This window comes from Streptomyces sp. NPDC059649 (assembly GCF_042734445.1).
Taxonomy (GTDB): Bacteria; Actinomycetota; Actinomycetes; order Streptomycetales; family Streptomycetaceae; genus Streptomyces.
In genome coordinates this window covers 26,523-49,346 of record NZ_JBHWDV010000048.1, presented here as the reverse complement: position 1 = coordinate 49,346, position 22,824 = coordinate 26,523, and the positions used below count along the sequence as shown (strand labels likewise).

Genomic DNA, 22,824 nt, shown 5'->3' with positions numbered 1-22,824 from the left:
TGCGGCCCTAGGCGACGATGTCGTCCAGGCGTGCCGTCTGCCGGTCCTTCAGCGGGCCGATGACGGACAGCGAGGGGCGCCGGCCCAGGACATCGCGGGCCACCTCGCGCACCTCGTCGGGGGTGACGGCCGCTATCCGGGCGAGCATCTCGTCGACCGACATCTGCTCGCCCCAGCACAGCTCGCTCTTGCCGATGCGGTGCATCAGCGCGCCGGTGTCCTCCAGGCCGAGGACGGTGGAGCCGCGCAGCTGGCCGATGGCGCGGTGGATCTCGTCGTCGCTGAGGCCGTGCGCGGCCACCTGGTCGAGTTCGTCGCGGCAGATCTTGAGGACGTCGTCCACCTGGTTGGGGCGGCAGCCCGCGTAGACGCCGAACAGGCCGCAGTCGGCGAAGCCCGAGGTGTAGGAGTACACGCTGTAGGCCAGACCGCGCTTCTCCCGGATCTCCTGGAAGAGGCGGGAGGACATGCCGCCGCCGAGGGCGGTGTTCAGCACGCCCATGGCCCAGCGTCGGTCGTCGGTGCGGGCCATGCCGGGGACGCCGAGGACCACATGGGCCTGCTCGGTCCGGCGGTTGAGCAGTTCGACGCGGCCGGCGGTGCGGATCGCGCGGGCCCCGGAGCGCGGTGCGACCGGGACGGCGTCCGTCCGGTCGAGCGCGCCGGCCTGCTCGAAGGCGCGGCGGACCTGGCGGACGACCTTGGCGTGGTCGATGTTGCCGGCCGCGGTGACGACGAGGTGGGTGGGGTCGTAGTGCTTCCTGTAGAAGCGGCGGATGCGGTCGGCGGTGAGGGCGTTGACGGTGTCGACGGTGCCCAGGACGGGGCGGCCGAGCGGGGTGTCACCGAGCATCGTGTGCGCGAACAGGTCGTGCACGCAGTCGCCCGGGTCGTCCTCGGTCATCGCGATCTCCTCGAGGATGACGCCGCGCTCGGCGTCCACGTCCTCGGCCTCGATCAGCGAGCCGGTGAGCATGTCGCACACCACATCGATGGCGAGCGGCAGGTCGGCGTCGAGCACCCGCGCGTAGTAGCAGGTGTACTCCTTGGCGGTGAAGGCGTTCATCTCGCCGCCGACCGCGTCGATGGCCGAGGAGATGTCCAGCGCGCTGCGCTGCTCGGTGCCCTTGAACAGCAGGTGTTCGAGGTAGTGCGTGGCGCCGTTCAGGCTCGGGGTCTCGTCGCGGGAGCCGACGTGTGCCCAGATGCCGAAGGTGACGGAGCGGACCGAGGGCAGCGTCTCGGTGACGATGCGCAGGCCGCCGGGCAGGGTGGTGCGGCGGACCGTGCCGGCGCCCGCGGTGCCCTTGAGAAGCGTTTGGGTACGGGCGACGGCCCGCCCCTCCGTGGAGGGGCGGGCCGTCGTCCTGTGCGTACGGGACGTCACTTGTCGGCGTCGTCCTTCTTGTCTTCCTTGGCGGCGTCCTCTTCCTCGATCACGGGGATGAGGGAGAGCTTGCCGCGCTGGTCGATCTCGGCGATCTCGACCTGGACCTTGGCGCCGACCGCGAGCACGTCCTCGACGTTCTCCACGCGCTTGCCGCCGGCGAGCTTGCGGATCTGCGAGATGTGCAGCAGGCCGTCCTTGCCCGGGAGCAGGGAGACGAACGCACCGAAGGTGGTGGTCTTGACGACCGTGCCCAGGTAGCGCTCGCCGACCTCCGGCATGGTCGGGTTGGCGATGCCGTTGATCGTGGCGCGGGCGGCCTCGGCGGCCGGGCCGTCGGCGGCACCGATGTAGATGGTGCCGTCGTCCTCGATCGTGATCTCGGCGCCGGTGTCCTCCTGGATCTGGTTGATCATCTTGCCCTTGGGGCCGATGACCTCACCGATCTTGTCCACGGGGATCTTGACGGTGATGATCCGCGGGGCGTTCGGGGACATCTCGTCCGGGGTGTCGATCGCCTCCATCATCACGTCGAGGATGTGCAGACGGGCGTCGCGGGCCTGCTTGAGGGCCGCGGCCAGGACGGACGCCGGGATGCCGTCCAGCTTGGTGTCGAGCTGGAGGGCGGTGACGAACTGCTTGGTGCCGGCGACCTTGAAGTCCATGTCGCCGAAGGCGTCCTCCGCACCGAGGATGTCGGTGAGGGTGACGTAGTGGGTCTCGCCGTCGATCTCCTGGGAGATCAGGCCCATGGCGATACCGGCGACCGGGGCCTTGAGCGGCACACCGGCGTTCAGCAGCGACATGGTGGAGGCGCAGACCGAGCCCATGGACGTCGAACCGTTGGAGCCGAGGGCCTCGGACACCTGGCGGATCGCGTAGGGGAACTCCTCGCGGGTCGGCAGGACCGGCATCAGCGCGCGCTCGGCGAGCGCGCCGTGGCCGATCTCGCGACGCTTGGGGGAGCCGACGCGGCCGGTCTCGCCGGTGGAGTACGGCGGGAAGTTGTAGTTGTGCATGTAGCGCTTGCGGGTCACCGGGGAGAGGGTGTCCAGCTGCTGCTCCATGCGGAGCATGTTGAGGGTGGTGACGCCCAGGATCTGGGTCTCGCCACGCTCGAACAGGGCGGAGCCGTGCACCCGCGGGATGGCCTCGACCTCGGCGGCGAGCGTACGGATGTCCGTGACGCCGCGGCCGTCGATGCGCTTCTTCTCCTTGATGACGCGCTCACGGACCAGGGTCTTGGTCAGCGAGCGGTACGCGGCGGAGATCTCCTTCTCGCGGCCCTCGAACTCCGGCAGCAGCTTCTCGGCGGCCAGGCCCTTGACGCGGTCCAGCTCGGACTCGCGCTCCTGCTTGCCGGCGATGGTCAGCGCCTGGGCGAGCTCGTCCTTGACGGCCTTGGTGAGGGCCTGCAGGACGTCGTCCTGGTAGTCGAGGAAGATCGGGAACTCGCCGGTCGGCTTGGCGGCCTTGGCGGCCAGGTCCGACTGGGCCTTGCACAGGACCTTGATGAACGGCTTGGCGGCCTCCAGGCCGGCGGCGACGACCTCCTCGGTCGGGGCCTCGGCGCCGTCCTTGACCAGCTGGATGGTCTGGTCGGTGGCCTCGGCCTCGACCATCATGATCGCGACGTCGCCGTCCGGGAGGACCCGGCCGGCCACGACCATGTCGAAGACCGCGTCCTCGAGCTCGGTGTGCGTCGGGAAGGCGACCCACTGGCCCTTGATGAGGGCGACGCGGGTGCCGCCGATGGGGCCGGAGAAGGGCAGGCCGGCCAGCTGCGTGGAGCAGGAGGCGGCGTTGATGGCGACCACGTCGTAGAGGTGGTCGGGGTTGAGCGCCATGATCGTCTCGACGATCTGGATCTCGTTGCGCAGGCCCTTCTTGAAGGACGGGCGCAGCGGCCGGTCGATCAGGCGGCAGGTGAGGATGGCGTCCTCGGAGGGGCGGCCCTCACGGCGGAAGAAGGAGCCGGGGATCTTCCCGGCCGAGTACATCCGCTCCTCGACGTCGACGGTCAGCGGGAAGAAGTCCAGCTGGTCCTTCGGGGTCTTGGAGGCGGTGGTGGCCGACAGCACCATGGTGTCGTCGTCCAGGTACGCAACGGCGGAGCCGGCGGCCTGCTTGGCCAGGCGGCCCGTCTCGAAGCGGATGGTGCGGGTGCCGAAGGAACCGTTGTCGATCACGGCTTCGGCGTAGTGGGTCTCGTTCTCCACCAGGAATATCTCCTCGTCAGCGTCTGCTGCCCGTATGGCGGCAGACCGTCTTCGGTGGAGCGCCGGTGCGGGCCGGTCTTCGATCGAAGCACCCGGAGTGATGACGCATGGTGTCCATGGATCGTCCGGGGGCCACTACCGAGGACCGGCGGCCAGGTGGCGCTCCTACCGCGTTCACTTTTGCGATATGGCACCAGAGTACAAAGCTTCCGTCCACCATGAGGTGGCACGGACATCCGGTGCGTACGGCAAAGGGAGCGGCCCCCGGTGGGAACCGCTCCCTTTACGGCGTCTTACTTGGCGCCCGCCGCGCCGCGGCGGATGCCCAGGCGCTCGACCAGCGTACGGAAGCGCGTGATGTCCTTCTTCGCCAGGTACTGCAGCAGGCGACGGCGCTGGCCGACGAGCAGCAGCAGACCACGGCGGGAGTGGTGGTCGTGCTTGTGGGTCTTGAGGTGCTCGGTCAGGTCCGAGATACGGCGCGAGAGCATCGCGACCTGGACCTCGGGGGAACCGGTGTCACCCTCCTTGGTGGCGAACTCGGCCATGATCTGCTTCTTCGTAGCGGCGTCGAGCGACACGCGGTACTCCTCTTGGTTCCGATCCGTGAGCGCCCCTGGTTTGCCTCACAGGGAATCTTGGATGACTCGTCCGGACCGTCACACAGCGTACCAGCTGGAAACGGCCCCCCGACCGGGTGGTCGGGGGGCCGTGGCCGTGAGCGGGGGCCGTGCTAGCTGCCGGTGAGGCCGCGCACGGTGGTGTAGACGTCGAGGACCGCCAGGCACAGCGGCACCAGGGACAGCAGCACCAGGCCGTCGAAGATGTCGAAGATCCGGCCCCAGAAGGGGGTGACGCCCTTGCGGGGGACGACCAGGCCGACGCCGACGAGGATGGCCGCGCCGACCGCGATGCTGCTGGAGAACCAGACGGTGCGGATGTTGAGCGGTCCGGCGTCCTGGTACTGCAGGAGGTCGACGAAGATGTCCTGCGGCGGGTGCAGCGCGATGCCCAGGATGAGCAGGACGACGGTCAGGATGCCGGCGATGGTCAGGCAGGCGACCTGCGCGGTGTAGTCGAAGAGCCGGGCGCGCAGCATGATCGTGATGCCGGCGGCCAGGGCGAGCAGCTGGGCCCACATGTTGTCGGAGAAGCCGAGGACGACACCGGCGGAGCCGACGACGAGGGCGGAGCAGCCGGCGACGAGGCCGAGCAGCAGTTCGTGGCCGCGCTTGGCCTGGTTGCCGATCTTGATGAAGTCGACGGACTCGGTCTCGCCGCCGTTGTCCAGGGAGCCCTTGGCGATCTGGTCCGGGGAGCGGTAGCCGATGGGCAGCCGGGCGAAGCGGGCGGAGAGGCCGGGGAGCCAGGCGACCATGGCGATGGCGACGACGGCGGTGACGGCGGCGACCTCGCGGGGCTCGGCGTCGGTGAGGATCGCGGCGAAGACCGCGAGGGTGCCGATGGCGGAGAGGAAGGCGGCCGCGACGAAGGGGGCGTCACCGCGCGGCAGCAGCACCACCAGCAGGACGGACGCGATGAGGACGGTCACGCAGCCGACGAGGAGGTGCAGTCGGCCGGGGCCGGCGCCGTCGTCGACCGGGAAGATGCCGGAGCCGGCGATCAGCAGGTGCGGCAGCGCGGACAGGCCCAGGGCGATGGAGGAGCCGTGGTCGTCGTAGACCCGGGCGCGGACGCCGGCGAGGGCGACCAGGACGATGCCGACGACGCCGGCGATGATGCCGGGCAGGCGGTGCATGTCGCGGTTGATCGGGTTCGAGAACCACAGGGCGAACGCCATCATGACGAGCAGCAGCACACCGGCGCTGAGGCCGAGGGTGTGCATGAGGTCGTCGCTCCAGCGGTTGCGGTTGCGCTTGACCGCGGAGGCGACGGCGTCGGAGACGTCGTCGAAGACCGGGAGCGGCAGCGATTCGGCGAACGGCTTCAGGAGCAGGAGGTCGCCGTCGAGGATCTGCTGCTGCGCGAGCGACTGCCCGGCGTCGAGGACCGTTCCGTCGCGGCGTACGAGGTGATAGCCGGTGGGCGCGCCCTCCGCCTGGGACTGCCCGGAGAGCCGCAGGATCTCCGGATAAATGTCGACGAGTGCGACGTCCTCCGGCAGTGCCACGTCGATCCGTGCGTCCGGCGCGGCGACCGTGACCCGGCAAAAGCCGGTGCCAGTGCTCGTGCTCACCTGGCGGTTCCCCCTATCCGTTGGGCGTTTTGTCGCTTCGCGCGCCGTATATATAGAGCCGTCTCTGCGGGGCCGTGGCACGCTCGCGAGGCGTCAGCGTACCGTCCAATTCGGCGACCGCCCCACCCACCCCGAGACTTGACGCTTAACAGTAGGATCAACGCCTGGTTCGGGCCAAGGACTTGGCTCGGGGGGACCGTCGAATCCAACGGGGGCGGTCCGAGACTGCGAGATGCATGAAGGACTGATGCCTCGGTGAGCGTTGTCATCGTCAAGCGCCCGCCCCGCGCGCTGCCACCCGAAGTCCCCTCGGAGGAGGTGACACTTGAGGCTCCGCCTGAGCTGCCCCGCGAAGGTGAGCAGGAGAACCTCTTCATGACGTTTATGCCCATGATGGGTATGGCGTCCTCCGCGGGATTCCTGTTCATGGGCAACCAGCCGTTCATGAAAATCATGGGTGGCTTTATGGTGGCGTCCACCCTGGCAATGGCGATCATGCAGATCGTCAAGGCGCGGCAAGGCCCTTCGGGCCAAATGGTCCAAGAGCGCCAGGATTACCTCAAGTACCTGGCGCAGAAGCGGAAAGAGGTGCGGCGGACCGCGCGTAAACAGCGGGATGCGCAGCTTTTCATCCATCCCGATCCGAGCCAGTTGTGGTCGATCGTCGCGGAGGGCAAACGCGTCTGGGAACGGCGGTCGACCGATCCGGACTTCGGGCAGGTACGTCTCGGGCTCGGGCCGCAGCAGCTGGCCACCCCGCTGAGGGCTCCGGAGACCGCCCCGGTCGACGAGCTGGAGCCGCTCACCGCGCATGCGATGAAGGAATTCCTCGACAAGCACGGGCAGTTGGACAACCTGCCGCTCGCGGTCTCGCTGCGCGCCTTCTACCACCTGACCGTCTCCGGTGACCCGGACACCGTCTACGGCTCGGCCCGGTCCATCCTCGCCCAGCTGTGCACCCTGCACTCCCCCGAGGACCTGGTGGTCGCGGTCGTCGCGGCGCCCGGTGCGCAGGCGGAGTGGGAGTGGACGAAGTGGCTGCCGCAGGTGCAGGACAAGACCACGGACGGCGCGGGCAGCCGCCGGCTGGTGGTCGGTGACCTCGGCGAGGTCGAGGAGCTGCTGGCGGACGAGCTGGAGGGCCGCGGGCGGTTCAACCCGCAGGGCACGCCGGTGACCGACACCCCGCACGTCGTCATCGTCCTGGACGGCGGCGAGGTCCCGATGGACTCGGTGATCGCCGGTGCCGAGGGTCTGCAGGGCGTCACCATCATCGAGGTCGTCCCCGGCGACCTGGACGAGATCCGCGGTGGTCTGGCCGTCCAGGTGTGGCCGGGCAAGCTGGTGCTGGAGTCGGCCAGCGGCGCGGTCTACCACGGTGTCTGCGACACCCTGTCGATCGCCGAGTCGGAGGCGCTGGCGCGTCAGCTGGCCCCGCTGCGGGCCGGTTCGGGTGCGGACGGCGAGGAACCGCTGCTGTCCGCCCTGGACTTCACCGATCTGCTCAACATCGGTGACGCCGGGTCCCTGGACGTGTCGCGCACCTGGCGGCCCCGGACGCTGGCCGAGCGGCTGCGCGTCCCGATCGGTGTCGACCGCGACGGCCAGCCGGTCATGCTGGACATCAAGGAAGCCTCGCAGCAGGGCATGGGCCCGCACGGCCTCTGTGTCGGTGCGACCGGTTCCGGTAAGTCCGAGGTGCTGCGCACCCTGGTGCTCGCCCTCGCGGTCACGCACTCCTCCGAGACGCTGAACTTCATCCTCGCGGACTTCAAGGGTGGCGCCACCTTCACCGGCATGTCGGACATGCCGCACGTGGCGGCGGTCATCACCAACCTCGGTGAGGACGTCACGCTGATCGACCGCATGCGCGACTCGATCACCGGTGAACTCCAGCGCCGGCAGGAGCTGCTGCGCTCGGCGGGCAACTACGCCAACATCACCGACTACGAGAAGGCGCGTGCCGCGGGTGCCCCGCTGGACCCGCTGCCCTCGCTGGTGATGATCATCGACGAGTTCTCCGAACTGCTCGCCGCCAAGCCGGACTTCATCGAGATGTTCATCCAGATCGGCCGTATCGGCCGTTCGATGGGTGTGCACATGCTGCTCGCCTCGCAGCGTCTGGAAGAGGGCAAGCTGCGCGGTCTGGACACCTTCCTGTCCTACCGGCTGGGTCTGCGGACGTTCTCCGCGGCCGAGTCGCGGACCGCGATCGGTGTGCCGGACGCCTACCACCTGCCGAACGTCCCCGGTTCCGGCATCCTGAAGTACGACACCGAGACGATGGTGCAGTTCAAGGCCGCGTACGTGTCCGGTACCTACCGCGGTCCGGGTGGCGGCGGCCGGGGCGGCAGCGGCGGCCGGTCGATGCGGATGCCGGTGCCGTTCACCGCGGCCCCGGTCATCGAGCAGATCATCGAGGAGCCCGTCGTCGAGGCGGCGGAGCCGGAGATCGACGACGCGCTCGCCGACACCGTGCTGGACGTCATGGTCCAGCGGATGCAGGGCCAGGGCCCGCCGGCGCACCAGGTGTGGCTGCCCCCGCTGGAGGAGGCGCCGACCGTCAACCAGCTGCTGCCGACGCTCGCGGTCACGCCCGAACGGGGCGTGCACGCGGCGGAGTACACCGCGCTCGGCAAGCTCGTGGTGCCGGTCGCGCTGGTGGACAAGCCGTTCGAGCAGCGGCGTGACGTGATGTACCTGGACTTCTCCGCGGGTGCCGGTCACGGTCTGGTCGTCGGTGGTCCGCAGTCCGGCAAGTCGACCCTGATCCGTTCCGCGATCGCGGCGTTCGCGCTCACCCACACCCCGGCCGAGGTGCAGTTCTACTGCCTCGACTTCGGTGGCGGCGGCATGCTCACGATGGAGGACCTGCCGCACGTCGGCGGGGTCGCCTCGCGTCTGGACGCGGAGAAGGTCCGCCGTACGGTCGCCGAGGTCGTGGGCATCCTCAACGAGCGCGAGGAGTTCTTCCGCGCCAACAACATCGACTCGATCTCGACGTACCGCCAGCGGCGGGCCGCGGGCGCCTTCCCCGACCAGAAGTGGGGCGACGTCTTCCTGATCATCGATGGCTGGGGAACGTTCAAGACGGACTACGAGCAGATGGACCCGGTGGTCCTGGACATCGCCGCCCGCGGTCTCGGTTTCGGTGTCCACCTGATCCTCTCCGCCGCGCGCTACACCGAGGTCCGGCCCGCGCTGCGCGACCAGCTCCTCAACCGCGTCGAGCTGCGCCTGGGTGACCCGATGGAGTCGGAGTTCGACCGCAAGCGCGCGGAGAACGTCCCGATGGGCAAGCCGGGCCGTGGTCTGTCCCCCGAGAAGCTCGACTTCCTGGCGGCGCTGCCGCGGCTGGACGGGATGAGCGACCCGGAGACCATCAGCGACGGGATCGCCAACCTGGTGTCGACGGTCAAGGAGCACTGGCAGGGCGAGCCCGCCCCCGCGGTGCGGATGCTGCCGACGATGCTGCGCGCCACCGACCTGCCCAAGGGCAGCGACTACCCGGAGCACGGCATCGCGATCGGTGTCGACGAGACCACGCTGTCGCCGGCGTTCATCGACTTCGAGACCGACCCGCTGCTGGTCATCTACGGCGAGAGCGAGTCCGGAAAGTCGTCGCTGCTGCGTCTGCTGGCCAAGCAGATCGCCGAGCGGTACCCGTCGGACAAGGCGCTCATGGTGGTCTCCGACTACCGCCGTGCGCTGCTCGGGGAGATCCCCGAGAGCCACATGTACAAGTACTGCGCCGCGGGCCCGCAGCTGCAGGAGGTCATCAGCGGACTGGCCGGTTCGCTGGGCCGCCGGATGCCCGGGCCGGACGTCACGCCGGAGCAGCTGCGCAACCGCAGCTGGTACGACCTGCCGGACGCGTTCGTGATCGTGGACGACTACGACCTGGTGGCGACCAGCAGCGGCAACCCGCTACAGCCGTTGCTGGAGTACCTGCCGTTCGCCCGTGACCTGGGTCTGCGCCTGATCATCGCGCGCAGCTCCTCGGGCGCCGGACGGTCGTCGTTCGAGCCCGTGATGCAGCGTACGAAGGAGCTCGGTGCGCAGGGTCTGATCCTGTCGGCCGACCCGGCGGAGGGCCCGCTGATGGGCAACATCAAGGGCCAGCAACTGACGCCGGGCCGGGCCACGTTCATCACGCGCAAGCGTGGTGCGCAGCTGGTCCAGACTGGCTGGCTGCCGGCCCGCAGCGGGTAACCGGCGAGCACGGCAACGGCGGTGGGGCGTCCCTCTGGGAGGGGCGCCCCACCGCCGTTTCGTATGGGTGCGCGGTACGGATGCGGTGGGTGCGCGGTACGGGTGCGGTGGTGTCGCTACGGACGGGCCGCGCGGGGCGGCGCCGGGCCGTCGCTCAGCCGAACGCGCCGTGCTGGGTGGTGTCCGGGGTGGCGGGCCCGGCGGGCTTCTGCTCCGCAGGGGCCGGTGCGTCCTTCGTGCCGGACGCGCCGGAGGTGGCGGACGTGGCCGGCGTGGCCGGCGTGGCCTTGGGGTCCCGCTCCGCGCCCGGCGCCGGGTCCGGGCCGGCCGGCTGGGTCCGTACGCCCTTGGCCAGGCCCTCGCCACCGCGGGTCGCGGCCTCACCGTCCCGCCCCGGCCCGAACGGGTCCGGTCCGTGCGCGGCCGTGGAGGTCTCCCAGGTGTGCCGTACGGGCGGGACCGAGCTCTGGCCGCCGCCCCGGCCGCCGCGCTTGCCGAACGCGCCGCCGAGCCCGTTGGCGAGCTGGCCGAGCGCCATGAAGCCGTAGGCGACCTGGGGGCCGGACGAGCCCTGGCCGCCGCCCGAGGCACCGTTCGCCTGGGGGGCGCCGTGGCCCTGGTCGTCCTTGTCGTCCTTGTCGTCGGGACGCTGTGCGGCGGCGGTCTCCAGGTCTGCCGCGGCCAGTTCGAAGGCCGGCAGCGCCTCGTCGACGGACCGCTTGAGGCGGTGCCACTCCGCGGCGAACGCCTCGCCCGCCGGGCCGTGCCAGTTGGCCGCGGCCGCGTTACCGACGTGCCGGTCCAGGTCGCGGACCATGCCGTCGAGGTGCCTGCCCATCTCCCGCCAGCCGGCCGCCGCTTCGTGCAGGGCCTCGGGATTGCGTCGTCCGCTCACTTGGCACTCCGCATCTTCTCGACGCTCCGCAGGGTGTCGACCAGCTCGTCCTCGGCCGCCTCCGTGTTGGCGACGGTCTCCTCGATGCCGCTGCTGACCTCGGCGAGCCGCTCCTGCAGCTGGACCAGGGCGTGCTCGGCCTGCTCGTACAGCTCACGGAACGGCCGGGCCGCCTCCTCGTCGCTGCCGAATCCGTCCCGCAGCGCCTCGGCATCGGCCCGCCGTCTGAATGCGACCAGCTGCCGGCTCAGTTCTTCCGCGCGTATCCCGAAGGACGCACCGAGCTTGTGCAACTCCTCCGTACTGAGCCGGACTTCGTCGGACATCATTTCTCCCCGAATTGAATGACAGCTGCCTGCCAACATCGCCTCAGGTCTAGCACACCCGCAATAGCCCCGAAGCCCACTGTGAACCGGTCGGCCGCCCGGCCGCGGAATGCATACGGAGCAATATGCGGCAATACCGACAACCCCCGCCTTGACGACGCGTTCGCCTCCGTCATTAGACTCAGGACGCCGGTGCAGCACACGTGGTTGCTGTGCCATCACGTCTAGGGGGCAGAGATGAGCAACGAGCGGCAGATCCAGGACGAGGACCTGATGGACGTCGCCCAGGATCCGGAGCAGGCGCACCGGCTGCGGAAGGCACTGAAGGTCCTGGCGGACAACCCCAACGTCGGCGGCAAGCTCCAGGAGATGGCCCAGGAGGTGCTCTCCGGCCGCATCGGCATGAAGGACGCCATCCAGACGCCGGGCTACATGGACGCCATCGGTGACCGGCTGACCGAGATGCGGCGGGCCGCGGAGGACCAGACCATGGCCGAGCGCGAGGAGTCGCGCGAGAAGTTCGCCGCCTGGCAGAAGGAACAGGAAGAGAAGGAAGACCAGGAGCGCGCCGAGCGTGACGGCCCGTCGGGCAACATCGTCACCGGCTCGCGGCGCGGCGGTCGCGGCCACCGCGCCTGAACCAGGTCGTCGCTGCGGTCCCGGTATGCCGGCGTCGCTTTTGCCATGTGGCCCCGTCGTTTGCCGTACAGCGACGTCGCGGCGATCGCGTCGTCGTGCCGTATGGCGCCGGCACGCAAAGAGTCCGGGGTGCTCATAGCGAAGGAAGCAGATCAATACCCGGGAATTTCGGGCATTGATCTGCTCCTTTCTCCACAGGACATTCCCAACGCTCGCGCTATCTCCATAACGGGCGACCACTCCCGAACGGGTGGCCCCTCTGGAACGGGCGATCACTCCCGAACGGGACACCACTCCCGGCGGATAGGGCCGCAGCAGCCCCCGCCTTCACCGGCGCCCCACGAGCCAGCGGCATGCCGCCCGCACACCCGCTCCGGCCTGCGTGTTCCAGTTCCGGAACAGCCGGACCCGCGGCGTCCCGGGCACGCGGCCCGGATCATAGGATCGAACCGGTAAGCCGGTACACGCAGGAATCCACGAAGGTGGAGGGCGGGATTGATGGGGGACGAGGAAGCCATGAGCGCCTCAGACGAGGGAAACGCCCGAACAGCCGGATACGCTCCGCATCCGTACATCGGCGGCCGCACCGCTGCGCTGCGCGCCCTGGCGGCCTGGCGCATGCGCTGGCCCGGAGCGCCGCGCGTCATCGTGCTCACCGGAAATCCCGGCAGCGGGCGGTCACGCCTGGTCACCGGCTTCCTGATGATGTGCGATCCCGACTACCGCAAGCAGCTGCCGCTGGACGACATGGACCCGGCCACGGTGCCGCCGGACCTGCCGCCGCCGGCCGTACCGAGCCCCGAGGGCCGGACCGCGGCGCAGGTGCTGTGGCTCATCGCCGACCACTTCGGTCTGCGGGCCGGCCGCACCGAGGACGTCTTCACCGAACTCGCCGCGCGCGAGGAGCCGGTGACGATCGTGGTGCCGGACGTCGACCGGGCCGGTCCGGTCCGCGCCGCCCAGGAACCGGCCCGGCTCATCCGGGAGGTGCTCGCCCCGCTCGCCGCCGTCGAAACGGTTCAGCTGCTGGCCGACGTCCCGCGCGAGCTGGCCGCGGAGCTCGCCGGCGCGCTGCCGTCCGGGCAGGTCCAGGTCATCGACCTCGACGCGCCCGAGTGGGCCGACCCCGCGGGCCTGGTGCTGCACGCCGAGACCGCGCTCGACCCGGACAGCGGCGCGCCGCAACTCCCGTACACCACCGACCCGTCGGCCCGCCGGGCACTCGCCGAGGCACTGGCCGGACGCGCGGCGGGCAGCCGGCTGACCGTGCAGCTGGCACTGCAGTCGCTGATCATGCAGCCCGAGGGCTTCGACCCGGCGGACCCCGCCCAGCTGCCCGGCAGCGTGGGCGAGGCGCTCGATGCGCACGCCCGCCGGCTCGGCGCCGACCCGCAGACGCTGCGGCTGATGCTGGCCCCGCTGGCGTTCGCCGAGGGCGAGGGGCTGCCGGTCGAGCTGCTGGGGACCCTGGCGAACGCCGTCGCCGGACGGGACATGAGCCAGGACATCGCCGACGGCATGCTGCTGGCCGCCCCGTTCATCCAGCCGGTCGAGACCGGTGCGGACGACGACGCGGCGGAGGCGGCGCCGGCGGACGGCGAGGGGAGCGCGGACGGTGAGGGGAGCGCGGACGCCTCCGGTGCCGGGCCCACCCGCACGCTGCTCCGCCTGATGCATCCTGCCCTCGCCGAGGAGATCCGCGCCGGTCTGCCGGACGTCCGGGACGCCCAGACCAAGATCGCCATGGCGTTGCTGGAGGCAGTACCCCAGCAGGACTGGGGGCAGGCCGATCCGTACATCCGCGACCACCTCGCGGCACACACCCTCGAAGCCGGTCTGCTGCCCCAACTCCTCACCGACCCGGGCCTGTTCGCGCACGCCGACCCGGTGGTCCTGCGGGCCGCCATCGAGGCCGTCCCGTTGGAAGCGCTCGGCGCACCGGCCCGTACGTATCTGCGCACGGCCCCGCTGCTCACCCGCTCGCAGGCGCCGGCCGAAATGCGGGCGGCCTTCCTGGAGACCGCGTTCGTCGAGGACGGGCTCCTGCCGTACGCCGAGGCGCTGCACACCCGCGGCTTCCGGCTGCCGTGGCGGACGCTGTGGAGCGCGCCGCTCCCCGGCGTCCGCGCGGTGACGGCCGGCATCCTCCCCCAGGCGAGCGCGGAGGGCGCGGAGGGCGCGGAGGGTCTGGCGGCCGGGGAGAGCGCGGAGGGCATGGCGGGCGCGGAGGGCATGGCGGGCACGCGAGGCGTGAACGCCGCCGCCCCGCGCCCCGTCGTCGCCCTGCTCGTCCCCGCGGGCACCCCCGGATCCCGTACGGTGCCGTCCCCTGCGGAGGCGACCGGGCCCGAGTCGGGTGACGCGGAGAGCAAGGAGAGCGCGGAGAGCGCCGAAATCGCGGAGAGCACGGGCGGGGCGGGGGCAGCGGCCGACGCGGCCGCAGCGGATGCCGGTCCGGGCCCCGGCCGCGGCGACCGCGGCGGCCAGGCCGTCCTCCTGCACGACCTGTGGACCCCCGAGTACCTCGATGCCGACCCCGCGCAAGTGCTGCGCCCCTCGGACGACGAGCGCGCCGCGACGCCCCTCGGACTCAGCCGGGGCGCCGACTACCTGCGGGTCTGGGCCCGGGCAACCCAGGAGGTGGTGGCCGCGCTGGTGTCCGACACCCCGATCACCGCCGCCGACCTCTCCCCGGACGGTGTGCTCGTCGTGGCCACCGAGCGCGGAGTGACCGCCCGGCAGATCCTCGCGGCCGCCCCCGCGGCCCCCACCGTGCCGGCCCAGCGCGCCGGCACCACTGACGCCGACGCTTCCCACGGCCTCGAAGGAGACCACTCGTGATCACCCAGGCGCAGGCACACGCCACCGCCGCCCGCTGGCTCAACCCGGAGGGACACCAGGGCCCGCCGCGTGAGGTGGCCATGCAGGAGTTCGACCTCGGCTGGGTGGTGTGGGCCGTACCGCCGCCCCCGGAGGTCGACCCGGAGACCGGGCAGCGCCGCCCGCCAGCCGAGATCGGCACCGCCTGCGGCGTCGTCGACCGGGCCTCCGGCGAGCTGACGGTCTGGCCGTCCGTACCGGTCGACGAGGTCGTGCGGATGTACCAGCAGAAGCACGGCGGCGGCGCGGCCGGCGCGGCCCCGGCGGAACCCGCCCGGCAGCCGGTCACCGGCCCCGGCAACACCGCCGTCGCCACCTACAACGACCCCGCGACCGGCGAGGAGACCAGCCTCGCCCGCGTCTCGGCCCCCGGCCAGCCGCCCGCGGAGTACCAGCTGTACGAGGAGCTGCGGCGGCTGGGCGTGGACCCGGCGGCCGTCCGCGCGGTCCACACCGACCTGCGCCCGGCCCTGCTGCCCGGCGGCTACCCCGGCGACTTCATCCTCCGCGCGTTCCCCAACGCCTCGTTCTCCTGCACCGAGGGCTACGGCATGCGGCCCGAGGAGCGCGCCGAGGGCGTCGCGGGGCTGCTGCGGCACGTCGAGATGATGCACCAGCTGGCGGGCCAGCAGCCGCCGCCGCGGCCGCACCGGGTGCCGGTGCCGGAACGCGTCGAGCCGGCGCCGCAGATGCGCGACGTGGCCCTCGGCAAGCACCTCGTGGAGGTCTACGGCCCCGAGGGCGTCCGCCGCCCGGACGCCGACGACCTGGCCGCGACCCAGCTGCCCGAGGCCACCAAGAACACCCTGGTCTGGGCCGGACTCCCGTCCCAGGTCCCGTACTTCTTCACGGCCGACCGCGCCGACGCCCCGCCGGCCGGCGGGCTGTTCACGGACGTGGCGACCCACCTCCGGCAGATCGGCACACAGGCCAAGGAGCAGACGCTCGAAACGCTGGCCGGCTACGTCCGGATCGGCACCGACGGCCTCTACACCATCGCCGTCCAGTGCACCGCCCCGGAGACCAACCAGAGCCTGATCGGCACCGTCTGGGCCGTGCAGCCCTCCTCCGGCGGCGGCCGCTTCGTCAACCGCACCCTCTCCGCCTACCTCCGCTCCCTGGCCCTCCTCACCACCACCCGCCAGGAGATGCAGGGTCTGGACCCGACGGCGGCGGGCACGGCGGTGGCGGCCTTCCAGGAACAGATCGCGGCGATCGACTCCTGGGCACTGGACGACCAGGGCAACTGGTGGTCGCTGGTGATCGAGCAGATGTGGCACGGGTTGTTCTGAGAGAGCGGGTTCTCTGAGGAGAGTGAGTTGCTCTGAGGAGAACGAGTCGTTCTGAGAAGAGCGGGTTGCTCTTACGGAAGGGGTGGGACGGGGTTCCGGGGGCCGGAAGTCGGCATGATTGCCATGATTCCGGCCACTGGGGCCCGTCCGCCCTGTTACGGCCCCGAGGCCAATGGAGGGCAAGGCGCCAGTTCGGCCCGTTAGGGCTCCGGGCTTAGGGCTTGGGGCTTGGGATTAGCGCTTAGGGCTACGGCAACAGCAGCCAGTCGGCGGCCAGGGCGGCCGCCAAGCCGATGCCCAGGAGCCAGGTGCCGAGCCGGGTACGCCCGTGCCGGCTGAGTTCGATCACGACACCGCAGAGCACCAGCGCGGCTCCGTACACCCCGACCACCAGCACGGACGTGCGCGAGGCCAGGCGCACCACGAGCACCACCGCCATCGCGGCCATGAGCACCGAGGCCAGGACGATGCGTATCCGCCGCGCCTGACGCGGCGTCAGCCCCGCGCGATTCTCGGCATCCAGATCGTCGAGTTCATCGAACTCGTCGGGCTGGTCGGGCTGGTCGGGCTCATCGGGCTGGGCAAGCTCATCGGCCTTGTCGGACTCGTCGGGCTCGTCGGGCTCGTCGAGGGGGTCGTCAAGGCCCTCTCCATGCGACTCGTCCTGCGACTCGTCATGGGGGCCTTCGTGCGACTCTTCGTGGGGCTCTTCGTGTCGCTCCGCAGCCGGCTTTTCAGCTGACTCTTCAGCCGACTCTTCAGCACAGGGTTCGTCCCTGCGCAGTTCACGCCCCTCGGTTCCATGCACTGACGAATGCCTCCATATGCGTGCGCACCGCGCTGCCGAGCGCGATCCATGACCCGTCGGCGAAGCCGACATCGAACCGTCCCCGGCCGCCCACGGCCTTGGGATGCGGGTCGATCCGAGTGATGTCCGCACGTGACACCGCCACCCCAAAATCCCACCGCGGTGTGGTGTCACGCCAACTCGTGTTGCGGTCCACCAGCAGGAGCAACCGGCGGTCGGTCATCGCCTGCCGCCGTGGGGTACCACCGGCATTCGTCAGGTCGACGAGGAAACGCCCGGCCATGCTGTGCCAGCCGCCGTCCATGACAGTACCCCAGATCGCCTTCTCGACGGCCCGGTCGGCCACGTGATCCAGGGCATCCACCGTGCGCTCGACCCGGTCGCCGACGCGCCCCGCGACCCGGGTGAACGGGTTGTTGACCAAGCGGCTGTTGGTCACCGCCGCCAGCGGACGGGCCACCGCGCCGAGTGCGCTGCCCAGCACACCCCTTACCCGCTCCTCCAACGGTGACGGAGCAGGCGGGGTGGCCGAAGCGCGCAGCTCGGCGGGTATGGAGGGCAGCGCCGCGTTGGCGAAGTAGTCGCAGGCGATGACCAGCCTTTCACCTGGCTGGAGAAAGGGCAGAAAACAGTTGCGGTACTCCGGCTTCATGCAGCGCGGCTCCTCTCGTCGGGCGACCGTCAGCGGAAGGGGGTCACCCGACTGTTCTCGCAACGCAGGTCCGAGCTTTGGGCGGACCTGCGGCAAGGCTTCGTGAGCAGCGGTGAATTGCTCTGCCACAGGTCCCCCGATCTGCGCTGGTCATCCAGTCGAAGACGATCTTAGTCAACACGTCGGACAGCAGTACGGGCCTGCAGCCTGCAGCTCAAGCGCACTGGCATCTCGGCCAGTTGACGGCCGTGCGGTACAGCTGGCACCGCCCCGGGGCAACGCAGGCCGCCACCCCGCCGAAACGTTCACCCCTGCCACTACGCCACTACCACTACGCCGCTACTCCACAATGCTGCTACGCCGCTATGCCGCATCTGCCGCTAATGCCGTAGACCGGCCAATTTTCACGGGACCTCCACGGCATTGAGTAAAGAAATTCCCTTGAACCCACCGCACGATCGCCCACCTTGACACGTCAACGTTCAGTGCACCTAACCTGGGAACGCTAAACTTGCAGTAAGAGTCAGACACTTAGAGCGGACGCACCGGAAAACGGGGGCTGTGGTGGCAGGCAAGGAATTTCACGTAGATCCGGATGTCCTGCGCACGCAGGGCGACGCGTTCGTACACATCGGTGGCGATTTCTCCAAGGCTTCGAAGAAGCTGAAGGCCGACCTGGAGGACCTGGGCAGCCCCTGGGAGAACTGCGACTTCGGCGACATCTTCGAAACGATCTACACGCCCATCAGGGACGGCATGTTCGAGTCCATGGACTCCCTGGGCGAGCGCCTCGAAGGAATCGGCGACAAGCTCCAGCACATGGCGCAGACGTACGCCGAGTCCGACCAGCAGGGCATCCACACCATCAGCGCCGTCGGCCGCCCGGTCATCTAACGGCTCGCCCACCGGACTTGCTTCGGGCCGCACCACCCGGGCCGAGGGCGTGAAAGCTCGCGCTCCACATCCCACCCCTCAGCCCATTTCCTTATCTCTCACTTCCCACCCACCCTTTCCATTGCATTCCGCAATCGGCTACCACTGCACGGGGGACGATCACTGTGTCATTGACGCTGCCAAGCGAGGTCGCCTGGGTCCTGGACCTGCTCGGCTACAGCTGGCCTGACGCCGACGAGGACAAGCTCCACGAATGCGCCCAGGTCTGGCGTAACTTCGCCGAGTCGGTCAACCAAGCAGCTTCCTCGGGCACTTCGGCAGCCAATGAAGTCGTCTCCGCCAACTCCGGCGAAGCGATCGAGGGCTTCACGAATGAATGGGGCACCTTCTCCGGCGGCGGTGACAGCGGGGACAATTACCTCCGCGACGCCGCCGCGGCGGCGGAAGTCATCGCCCTCGCCTTCGATGCCGCCGCCATCGCCGTGCTCGCCGGCAAGGTCGCGGTCATCGTCCAACTCGTGATGCTGGCCGCGGAACTCATCGCCGCACAGGCCGCTGCGCCCTTCACCCTGGGCCTGTCCGAACTCGGCGCGGCCGGCGCCACGCAGGCGACCCGTCTGCTCGTCCGCCAGATCCTCGACAAGATCAAACGCGAGGTCATGGAGGCGGCCACCAAGGCCATGGAGCACGCCACCATGGACGCCATCAAGAAGATGGCGAAGAAGGCCGTGTCCAAGGAAGCCCGCAAGCTGGCGATGGACTACGCCAAGAAGACGGTCAAGGACACGATCAAGGACACGGTCCAGGAAAAGGTTGTCGACGCGGCCAAGGAAAAGGCCAAGGAAGCCGGCACCGAGATGGCCCAGAACGTCGCCCAGCAGGGCATCGAAAGCCACTTCGGCGCCCGCGACGGCATCGACTGGGGAGAAACCGCCGACGTCGGCAAGAAAAAGGCCGGTGAATACATCGATGGCGTCAAGGAAGGCGCCAACGACCTCACCGACCCCAAGACCTACGTCGACCACGCCCGCCAAGACCTCACCGACCGCGGCCTCAACGCGGCCCAACGCCACGCCGACCAGCGCACCGGCGGCGCCGCCACCCGCCACCAGGGCGCCACGGACGCCGTCAGGGAAACGGTCAGCGGCAGCGTCGAGGACGTCTTCGGCTAAGCCCTGCTCTCGCCTTCACCTTCGCCTTCACCGGCAAGCCCGTCCTGTCCTGCAGGGCCGCTGCACCCCGGAATCACCCGGGCCCGCGCGGCCCTGCAGCCATTTCCGAGCTGCCCGGACGGGTATTCACAGTCCGCTACCGAAAACACATTGGGGCCCGCGACCCAAAGGCCACGGACCCCAAATGAACTTCCGTTTTGCTTCCCGCTCTTGCCGCTCTTGCCTACGTCAGAGCATTACCGACCAGGCGGCTGCGTGGGCGGCGCGGGCGGATAGGCCCCGGGCCCACCGGGCTGCTGCTGGTACGAGTTGTTCGGGTTCGGCGGATGCGGCACAAAGCCCCCGGGCCCACCGGGCCCACCGGGCCCACCAAACCCCCCGGGACCACCGGGCGGCGGCCCATTACGCCGCTTCTTCTTGGCCACGAGAACCACGACCAGGATGATGACGAGTACGACGACCACACCGGCAGCGATACCGATGATGGCGCCGGTGCTCATGCCTTTGTCGCTGTTGATCTTGGCCGAGTCATCGTTGCTTCCGGGCGCCTTGGAAGAATTCGGCGACGAGTCACCATCAAGTGCCGGCAGCGGCCCATTCTTCGAGCCCGCGGGGACGTCCTTGGTCAGGGCACTGTAAGGCTTGATGAATCCGTAGCCGTAGTGCGCGTCCGGAAGCTTGATGCTGCTCTTGTCCTCAGGCAGACCAGCGGTCTTGACCAACCGATTGGCGATCTGTCCCGCGGTCAGGTTGGGGAATTTGGAGCGGAGAAGAGCAGCGGCTGCGGAGACGTAGGCGGTGGCGTCAGAGGTTCCGTTGGCGAGGTGGTACGGAGTCTCCGTACCTGCAGACCGGATGTAGGCACCTGGCGCAGTAAGCTTCACCTGGTCACCGTAGTTGGAGTACTTCCAGACGTTGAGGTGTTTGTCTACGGCGCCGACAGCGAGAACACCGGGAGCCGATCCGGGATAGCGAGGCGTCTCCACGCCGTCATTCCCCGTACCTGCTACAAGAAGCACGTCATGTTTCCGGGCGTAGGCAATGGCTTCTCTCTCATCCGGAGAAAGATCCCCACGGCTACTGACGAAGGACATGTTGATAACGCTCGCGCCGTGGTCAACGGCATACCTCAGCGCTTCGGCATACTTCGTCTCTGCGCCCAGTTTCGGGACCGCATCGGTTGACAGGTTGATGGCAACAGGGAGGATCTTGGCATCCGGGGCAAGGCCCTTTACTCCGTCTTCCCCTCCTGGACCGTGGCCGTGAGCAGCAATCAGCGCCGCCATAGACGTGCCATGGTCGCCCTCCGCACCAGACCCCTGATCGGCACGTCCCCCCGTGACGAAGCTCTTACCTGCGAGAACTGTTCCCTTCAGGTCCGGGTGGCTTCCGTTCACAGGACCGTCGATGACAGCTACTGTGACGCCCTTGCCTGTCGACAGCTTCCAAATGTCTTCAGTGCCGAAGGCTTTCAAAGCCCACTGATCGTTTCTGATCTGGTCCGCTAGAGCAACCGGCGCGGCGCCGAAGAGCAGTGCCCCCGCCACTACCGCGCCGCCCACCGCACGCAGCGTCCGCGTGAAGCTCATGCCATAACACCCTTCTTCACAGAGTTGGGGCCCGCAGCCCGAGGGCTGCGGGCCCCAAGCGTCTCTACCGATTGCTTGTCCGGCCGGTACTACTCGATGACCCGGGGAGCCACATTACGCTCCGTCGTCCAGGTCTCCTCGTCTTCCACGAGGTAGTCAGGACGGCTGGAGTCGTTCCCCTTGCCTTCTCCCTTGCCACCGTGCGCACCGTGTGCGCCACCCATCATGCCTGCCGGGCGACGACCGGAGCCGGAATTGGTGCCGGCGGCGGTTCCGCCTCGGCTGCGGTGCAGCCCGGAACCACCTTGACCTCCACCACTGGTCTTGCCGCCGGCCGCACCACCGACAATGCCGCCCTTCTGCCGGGCCATGGCGCCACCGGTGTTGACGCCCGGCTTTCCGCCCATGCCCTTACCCGCGGCACCGCCATGTGCGCCGCCCATACCAGGCATCCCGGCACGGCCGGCGCGGGCACCTCCGGCACCACCAGCACCCGCCGCGCCACCCTTGACGCCGGCTGCGCCACGACCGGCCATACCACCGGTTCCGCCAGCCATGCCGAGGCCGCCGCCTCCGGGAATGTTGACGCCGGCGCCACCGCCGCCACCACCGGGCATGTGAACGCCGCCAGCGCCACCATTCAGCCCGCCGGCGCCGCCACCGCCGGGGATCTTCACCCCGGTGCCGCCGCCACCACCGCCACCGCCGAGGCCATCCAGGCCGGTATTGATGTTGGGAGTCTTCGGCTTCAGCGAACCGAGGCCACCGCTAATCCCAGGCGTCTTCGGCGAATTCGGCGAATTCGGCGTGTTGATGCTGGGAGAGGTCGGCATCTTCGGCGTACTGCCGCCCTTCATGCCGCGCGTCGGAATCTTCACTCCACCGGCGCCGCCCTTGGGGCCGCCTCCCATGCCCATGGGAGTAGCGATGGCACCAACGCCCGCGCCGTCCGTGGGGTCCTTGTGATCGGGAATCTTGTCCTCGATTCCGCCGCCGGGCCCCGGCGGCTTGAGCGAGGAAGACCTCACCACGTAGGCCGTACCCAGGTTTTCCATGGCCACAGCAGCCTCAAGCCGCTTCTTCTGGTGACCAGAAAGGTTATCCTTGTTTGCTTCAAGGATTCCCTGAGTGCTGACGCCCGTCTTCAGCGCGTCATTCAAATCATCGTCGTCGATCTGATCCGACCAGGGCATCTCACCCCAGACGTCATCGCTCCAGTTCCAGCCATCGTCGATTGGCTTGACCTTGTCGATGGCCTTCTGCAGGTCGTTGGCCGTCTGCCCCATGACCTGCGCCGTGTGCGTGGCGTAGGGGGCGCCGGCCCGGAAGTTGTTGCTGATCTTCTGGGCCTGCTTGGCAAACTTCTCTGCCGTGTCGCCGTGCCAGGACTCCAGCACCTTCTTCACGGCATCCTCGAATTGCTTCTGGAGACCGCCGCCACCTTCACCCGGCCCGACCAACTGGTCGTGAAGGTCCTGCCAGTGCTGGGCCACATCGCGAACCTGCTGGACGCTGGCACCGTCCAGCATGCCCTTCAGGCCATCGAGGTCATGCTGATTGAACTTGGTTGTGAACGTCTCCCAGGTGTTCCCACCCGTGGGCGCACCGCTTGCATCTCCACCCATTAGTGGACCCCCTTCTCTCTCACCTACCGGTCAACCG

Annotated in this window: 16 protein-coding genes; 6 read left to right on the top strand and 10 right to left on the bottom strand. The window is 69.3% G+C overall.

Annotated elements, in window-relative coordinates; all coding sequences use genetic code 11:
- Positions 1-7: 7 nt before the first annotated feature.
- The 4 genes from ACFV1J_RS33060 to eccD all read right to left on the bottom strand — a co-directional run bounded on the left by ACFV1J_RS33060 (position 8) and on the right by eccD (position 5,803).
- The gene (locus ACFV1J_RS33060) at positions 8-1,387 is read right to left on the bottom strand and encodes a M16 family metallopeptidase (protein WP_385864348.1); all 1,380 of its coding nucleotides are present in this window, start codon (positions 1,385-1,387) and stop codon (positions 8-10) included.
- Positions 1,384-3,606: a polyribonucleotide nucleotidyltransferase gene (locus ACFV1J_RS33055; protein ID WP_385864346.1), complete on the bottom strand. Its 2,223-nt coding sequence runs from the start codon at positions 3,604-3,606 to the stop codon at positions 1,384-1,386. The genes ACFV1J_RS33060 and ACFV1J_RS33055 overlap by 4 nt, the downstream gene beginning before the upstream one ends.
- Before the next feature lie 293 nt (positions 3,607-3,899).
- Positions 3,900-4,187, bottom strand: coding sequence for a 30S ribosomal protein S15 (rpsO, locus tag ACFV1J_RS33050; RefSeq protein ID WP_385864344.1), 288 nt, complete (start codon positions 4,185-4,187; stop codon positions 3,900-3,902).
- Positions 4,188-4,339: 152 nt separating this feature from the next.
- Entirely contained in the window at positions 4,340-5,803 is a 1,464-nt protein-coding gene (gene eccD / locus ACFV1J_RS33045) for a type VII secretion integral membrane protein EccD (RefSeq protein WP_385864342.1), read from the bottom strand.
- A gap of 255 nt (positions 5,804-6,058) precedes the next feature.
- On the opposite strand from eccD, the gene eccCa reads away from it, so the two are divergent.
- A complete protein-coding gene (gene eccCa / locus ACFV1J_RS33040) occupies positions 6,059-10,015 on the top strand; it encodes a type VII secretion protein EccCa (protein ID WP_385864341.1) in 3,957 nt (1,318 codons plus the stop codon).
- Positions 10,016-10,169: 154 nt separating this feature from the next.
- On the opposite strand, the gene ACFV1J_RS33035 is transcribed toward eccCa, so the two are convergent.
- Positions 10,170-10,910 (bottom strand): WXG100 family type VII secretion target, encoded by a 741-nt coding sequence (locus tag ACFV1J_RS33035; RefSeq protein WP_385864338.1) that lies wholly within the window; start codon positions 10,908-10,910, stop codon positions 10,170-10,172.
- A complete protein-coding gene (locus ACFV1J_RS33030) occupies positions 10,907-11,239 on the bottom strand; it encodes a hypothetical protein (RefSeq protein ID WP_385864337.1) in 333 nt (110 codons plus the stop codon). The genes ACFV1J_RS33035 and ACFV1J_RS33030 overlap by 4 nt, the downstream gene beginning before the upstream one ends.
- 234 nt (positions 11,240-11,473) lie before the next feature.
- On the opposite strand from ACFV1J_RS33030, the gene ACFV1J_RS33025 reads away from it, so the two are divergent.
- The 3 genes from ACFV1J_RS33025 (at position 11,474) to ACFV1J_RS33015 (ending at position 16,047) form a co-directional block, all read left to right on the top strand.
- Positions 11,474-11,875, top strand: a complete 402-nt coding sequence (locus ACFV1J_RS33025) for a hypothetical protein (protein WP_385864336.1) — start codon at positions 11,474-11,476, stop codon at positions 11,873-11,875.
- 516 nt (positions 11,876-12,391) lie between these two features.
- The gene (locus ACFV1J_RS33020; RefSeq protein WP_385864334.1) at positions 12,392-14,716 is read left to right on the top strand and encodes an ATP-binding protein; all 2,325 of its coding nucleotides are present in this window, start codon (positions 12,392-12,394) and stop codon (positions 14,714-14,716) included.
- Entirely contained in the window at positions 14,713-16,047 is a 1,335-nt protein-coding gene (locus ACFV1J_RS33015; RefSeq protein ID WP_385864332.1) for an SUKH-4 family immunity protein, read from the top strand. The genes ACFV1J_RS33020 and ACFV1J_RS33015 overlap by 4 nt, the downstream gene beginning before the upstream one ends.
- A 247-nt stretch (positions 16,048-16,294) precedes the next feature.
- Here the strand turns inward: ACFV1J_RS33015 and ACFV1J_RS33010 are convergent, their stop codons facing one another.
- Both ACFV1J_RS33010 and ACFV1J_RS33005 read right to left on the bottom strand, forming a co-directional pair.
- Positions 16,295-16,855, bottom strand: coding sequence for a hypothetical protein (locus tag ACFV1J_RS33010; RefSeq protein WP_385864331.1), 561 nt, complete (start codon positions 16,853-16,855; stop codon positions 16,295-16,297).
- Positions 16,833-17,507: a hypothetical protein gene (locus ACFV1J_RS33005; protein ID WP_385864329.1), complete on the bottom strand. Its 675-nt coding sequence runs from the start codon at positions 17,505-17,507 to the stop codon at positions 16,833-16,835. Before ACFV1J_RS33005 ends, ACFV1J_RS33010 begins: the two co-directional genes overlap by 23 nt.
- A gap of 564 nt (positions 17,508-18,071) precedes the next feature.
- Here ACFV1J_RS33005 and ACFV1J_RS33000 point away from each other — a divergent pair.
- Both ACFV1J_RS33000 and ACFV1J_RS32995 read left to right on the top strand, forming a co-directional pair.
- The gene (locus ACFV1J_RS33000) at positions 18,072-18,401 is read left to right on the top strand and encodes a WXG100 family type VII secretion target (protein WP_385864327.1); all 330 of its coding nucleotides are present in this window, start codon (positions 18,072-18,074) and stop codon (positions 18,399-18,401) included.
- A gap of 164 nt (positions 18,402-18,565) precedes the next feature.
- Positions 18,566-19,573 carry a PE-PGRS family protein gene (locus ACFV1J_RS32995; RefSeq protein ID WP_385864325.1) on the top strand — a complete coding sequence of 336 codons (1,008 nt, stop codon included), beginning with the start codon at positions 18,566-18,568 and terminating at the stop codon, positions 19,571-19,573.
- Between the two features lie 236 nt (positions 19,574-19,809).
- Here ACFV1J_RS32995 and ACFV1J_RS32990 read toward each other — a convergent pair whose 3' ends face one another.
- On the bottom strand, positions 19,810-21,162 hold the full coding sequence (locus ACFV1J_RS32990; RefSeq protein ID WP_385864323.1) for a S8 family serine peptidase: 1,353 nt from the start codon (positions 21,160-21,162) through the stop codon (positions 19,810-19,812).
- A gap of 89 nt (positions 21,163-21,251) precedes the next feature.
- On the bottom strand, positions 21,252-22,787 hold the full coding sequence (locus tag ACFV1J_RS32985; protein WP_385864322.1) for a WXG100 family type VII secretion target: 1,536 nt from the start codon (positions 22,785-22,787) through the stop codon (positions 21,252-21,254).
- Between the last annotated feature and the right edge of the window lie 37 nt (positions 22,788-22,824).

What these genes read in the sequence shown, in the direction of transcription:
- ACFV1J_RS33030 (WP_385864337.1), bottom strand. Translation starts at nt 11,239, where the DNA reads ATGATGTCCGACGAAGTCCGGCTCAGTACGGAGGAGTTGCACAAGCTC.
- ACFV1J_RS33025 (WP_385864336.1), top strand. Translation starts at nt 11,474, where the DNA reads ATGAGCAACGAGCGGCAGATCCAGGACGAGGACCTGATGGACGTCGCC.
- ACFV1J_RS33020 (WP_385864334.1), top strand. Translation starts at nt 12,392, where the DNA reads ATGAGCGCCTCAGACGAGGGAAACGCCCGAACAGCCGGATACGCTCCG.
- ACFV1J_RS33005 (WP_385864329.1), bottom strand. Translation starts at nt 17,507, where the DNA reads ATGAAGCCGGAGTACCGCAACTGTTTTCTGCCCTTTCTCCAGCCAGGT.
- ACFV1J_RS32990 (WP_385864323.1), bottom strand. Translation starts at nt 21,162, where the DNA reads ATGAGCTTCACGCGGACGCTGCGTGCGGTGGGCGGCGCGGTAGTGGCG.
- ACFV1J_RS32985 (WP_385864322.1), bottom strand. Translation starts at nt 22,787, where the DNA reads ATGGGTGGAGATGCAAGCGGTGCGCCCACGGGTGGGAACACCTGGGAG.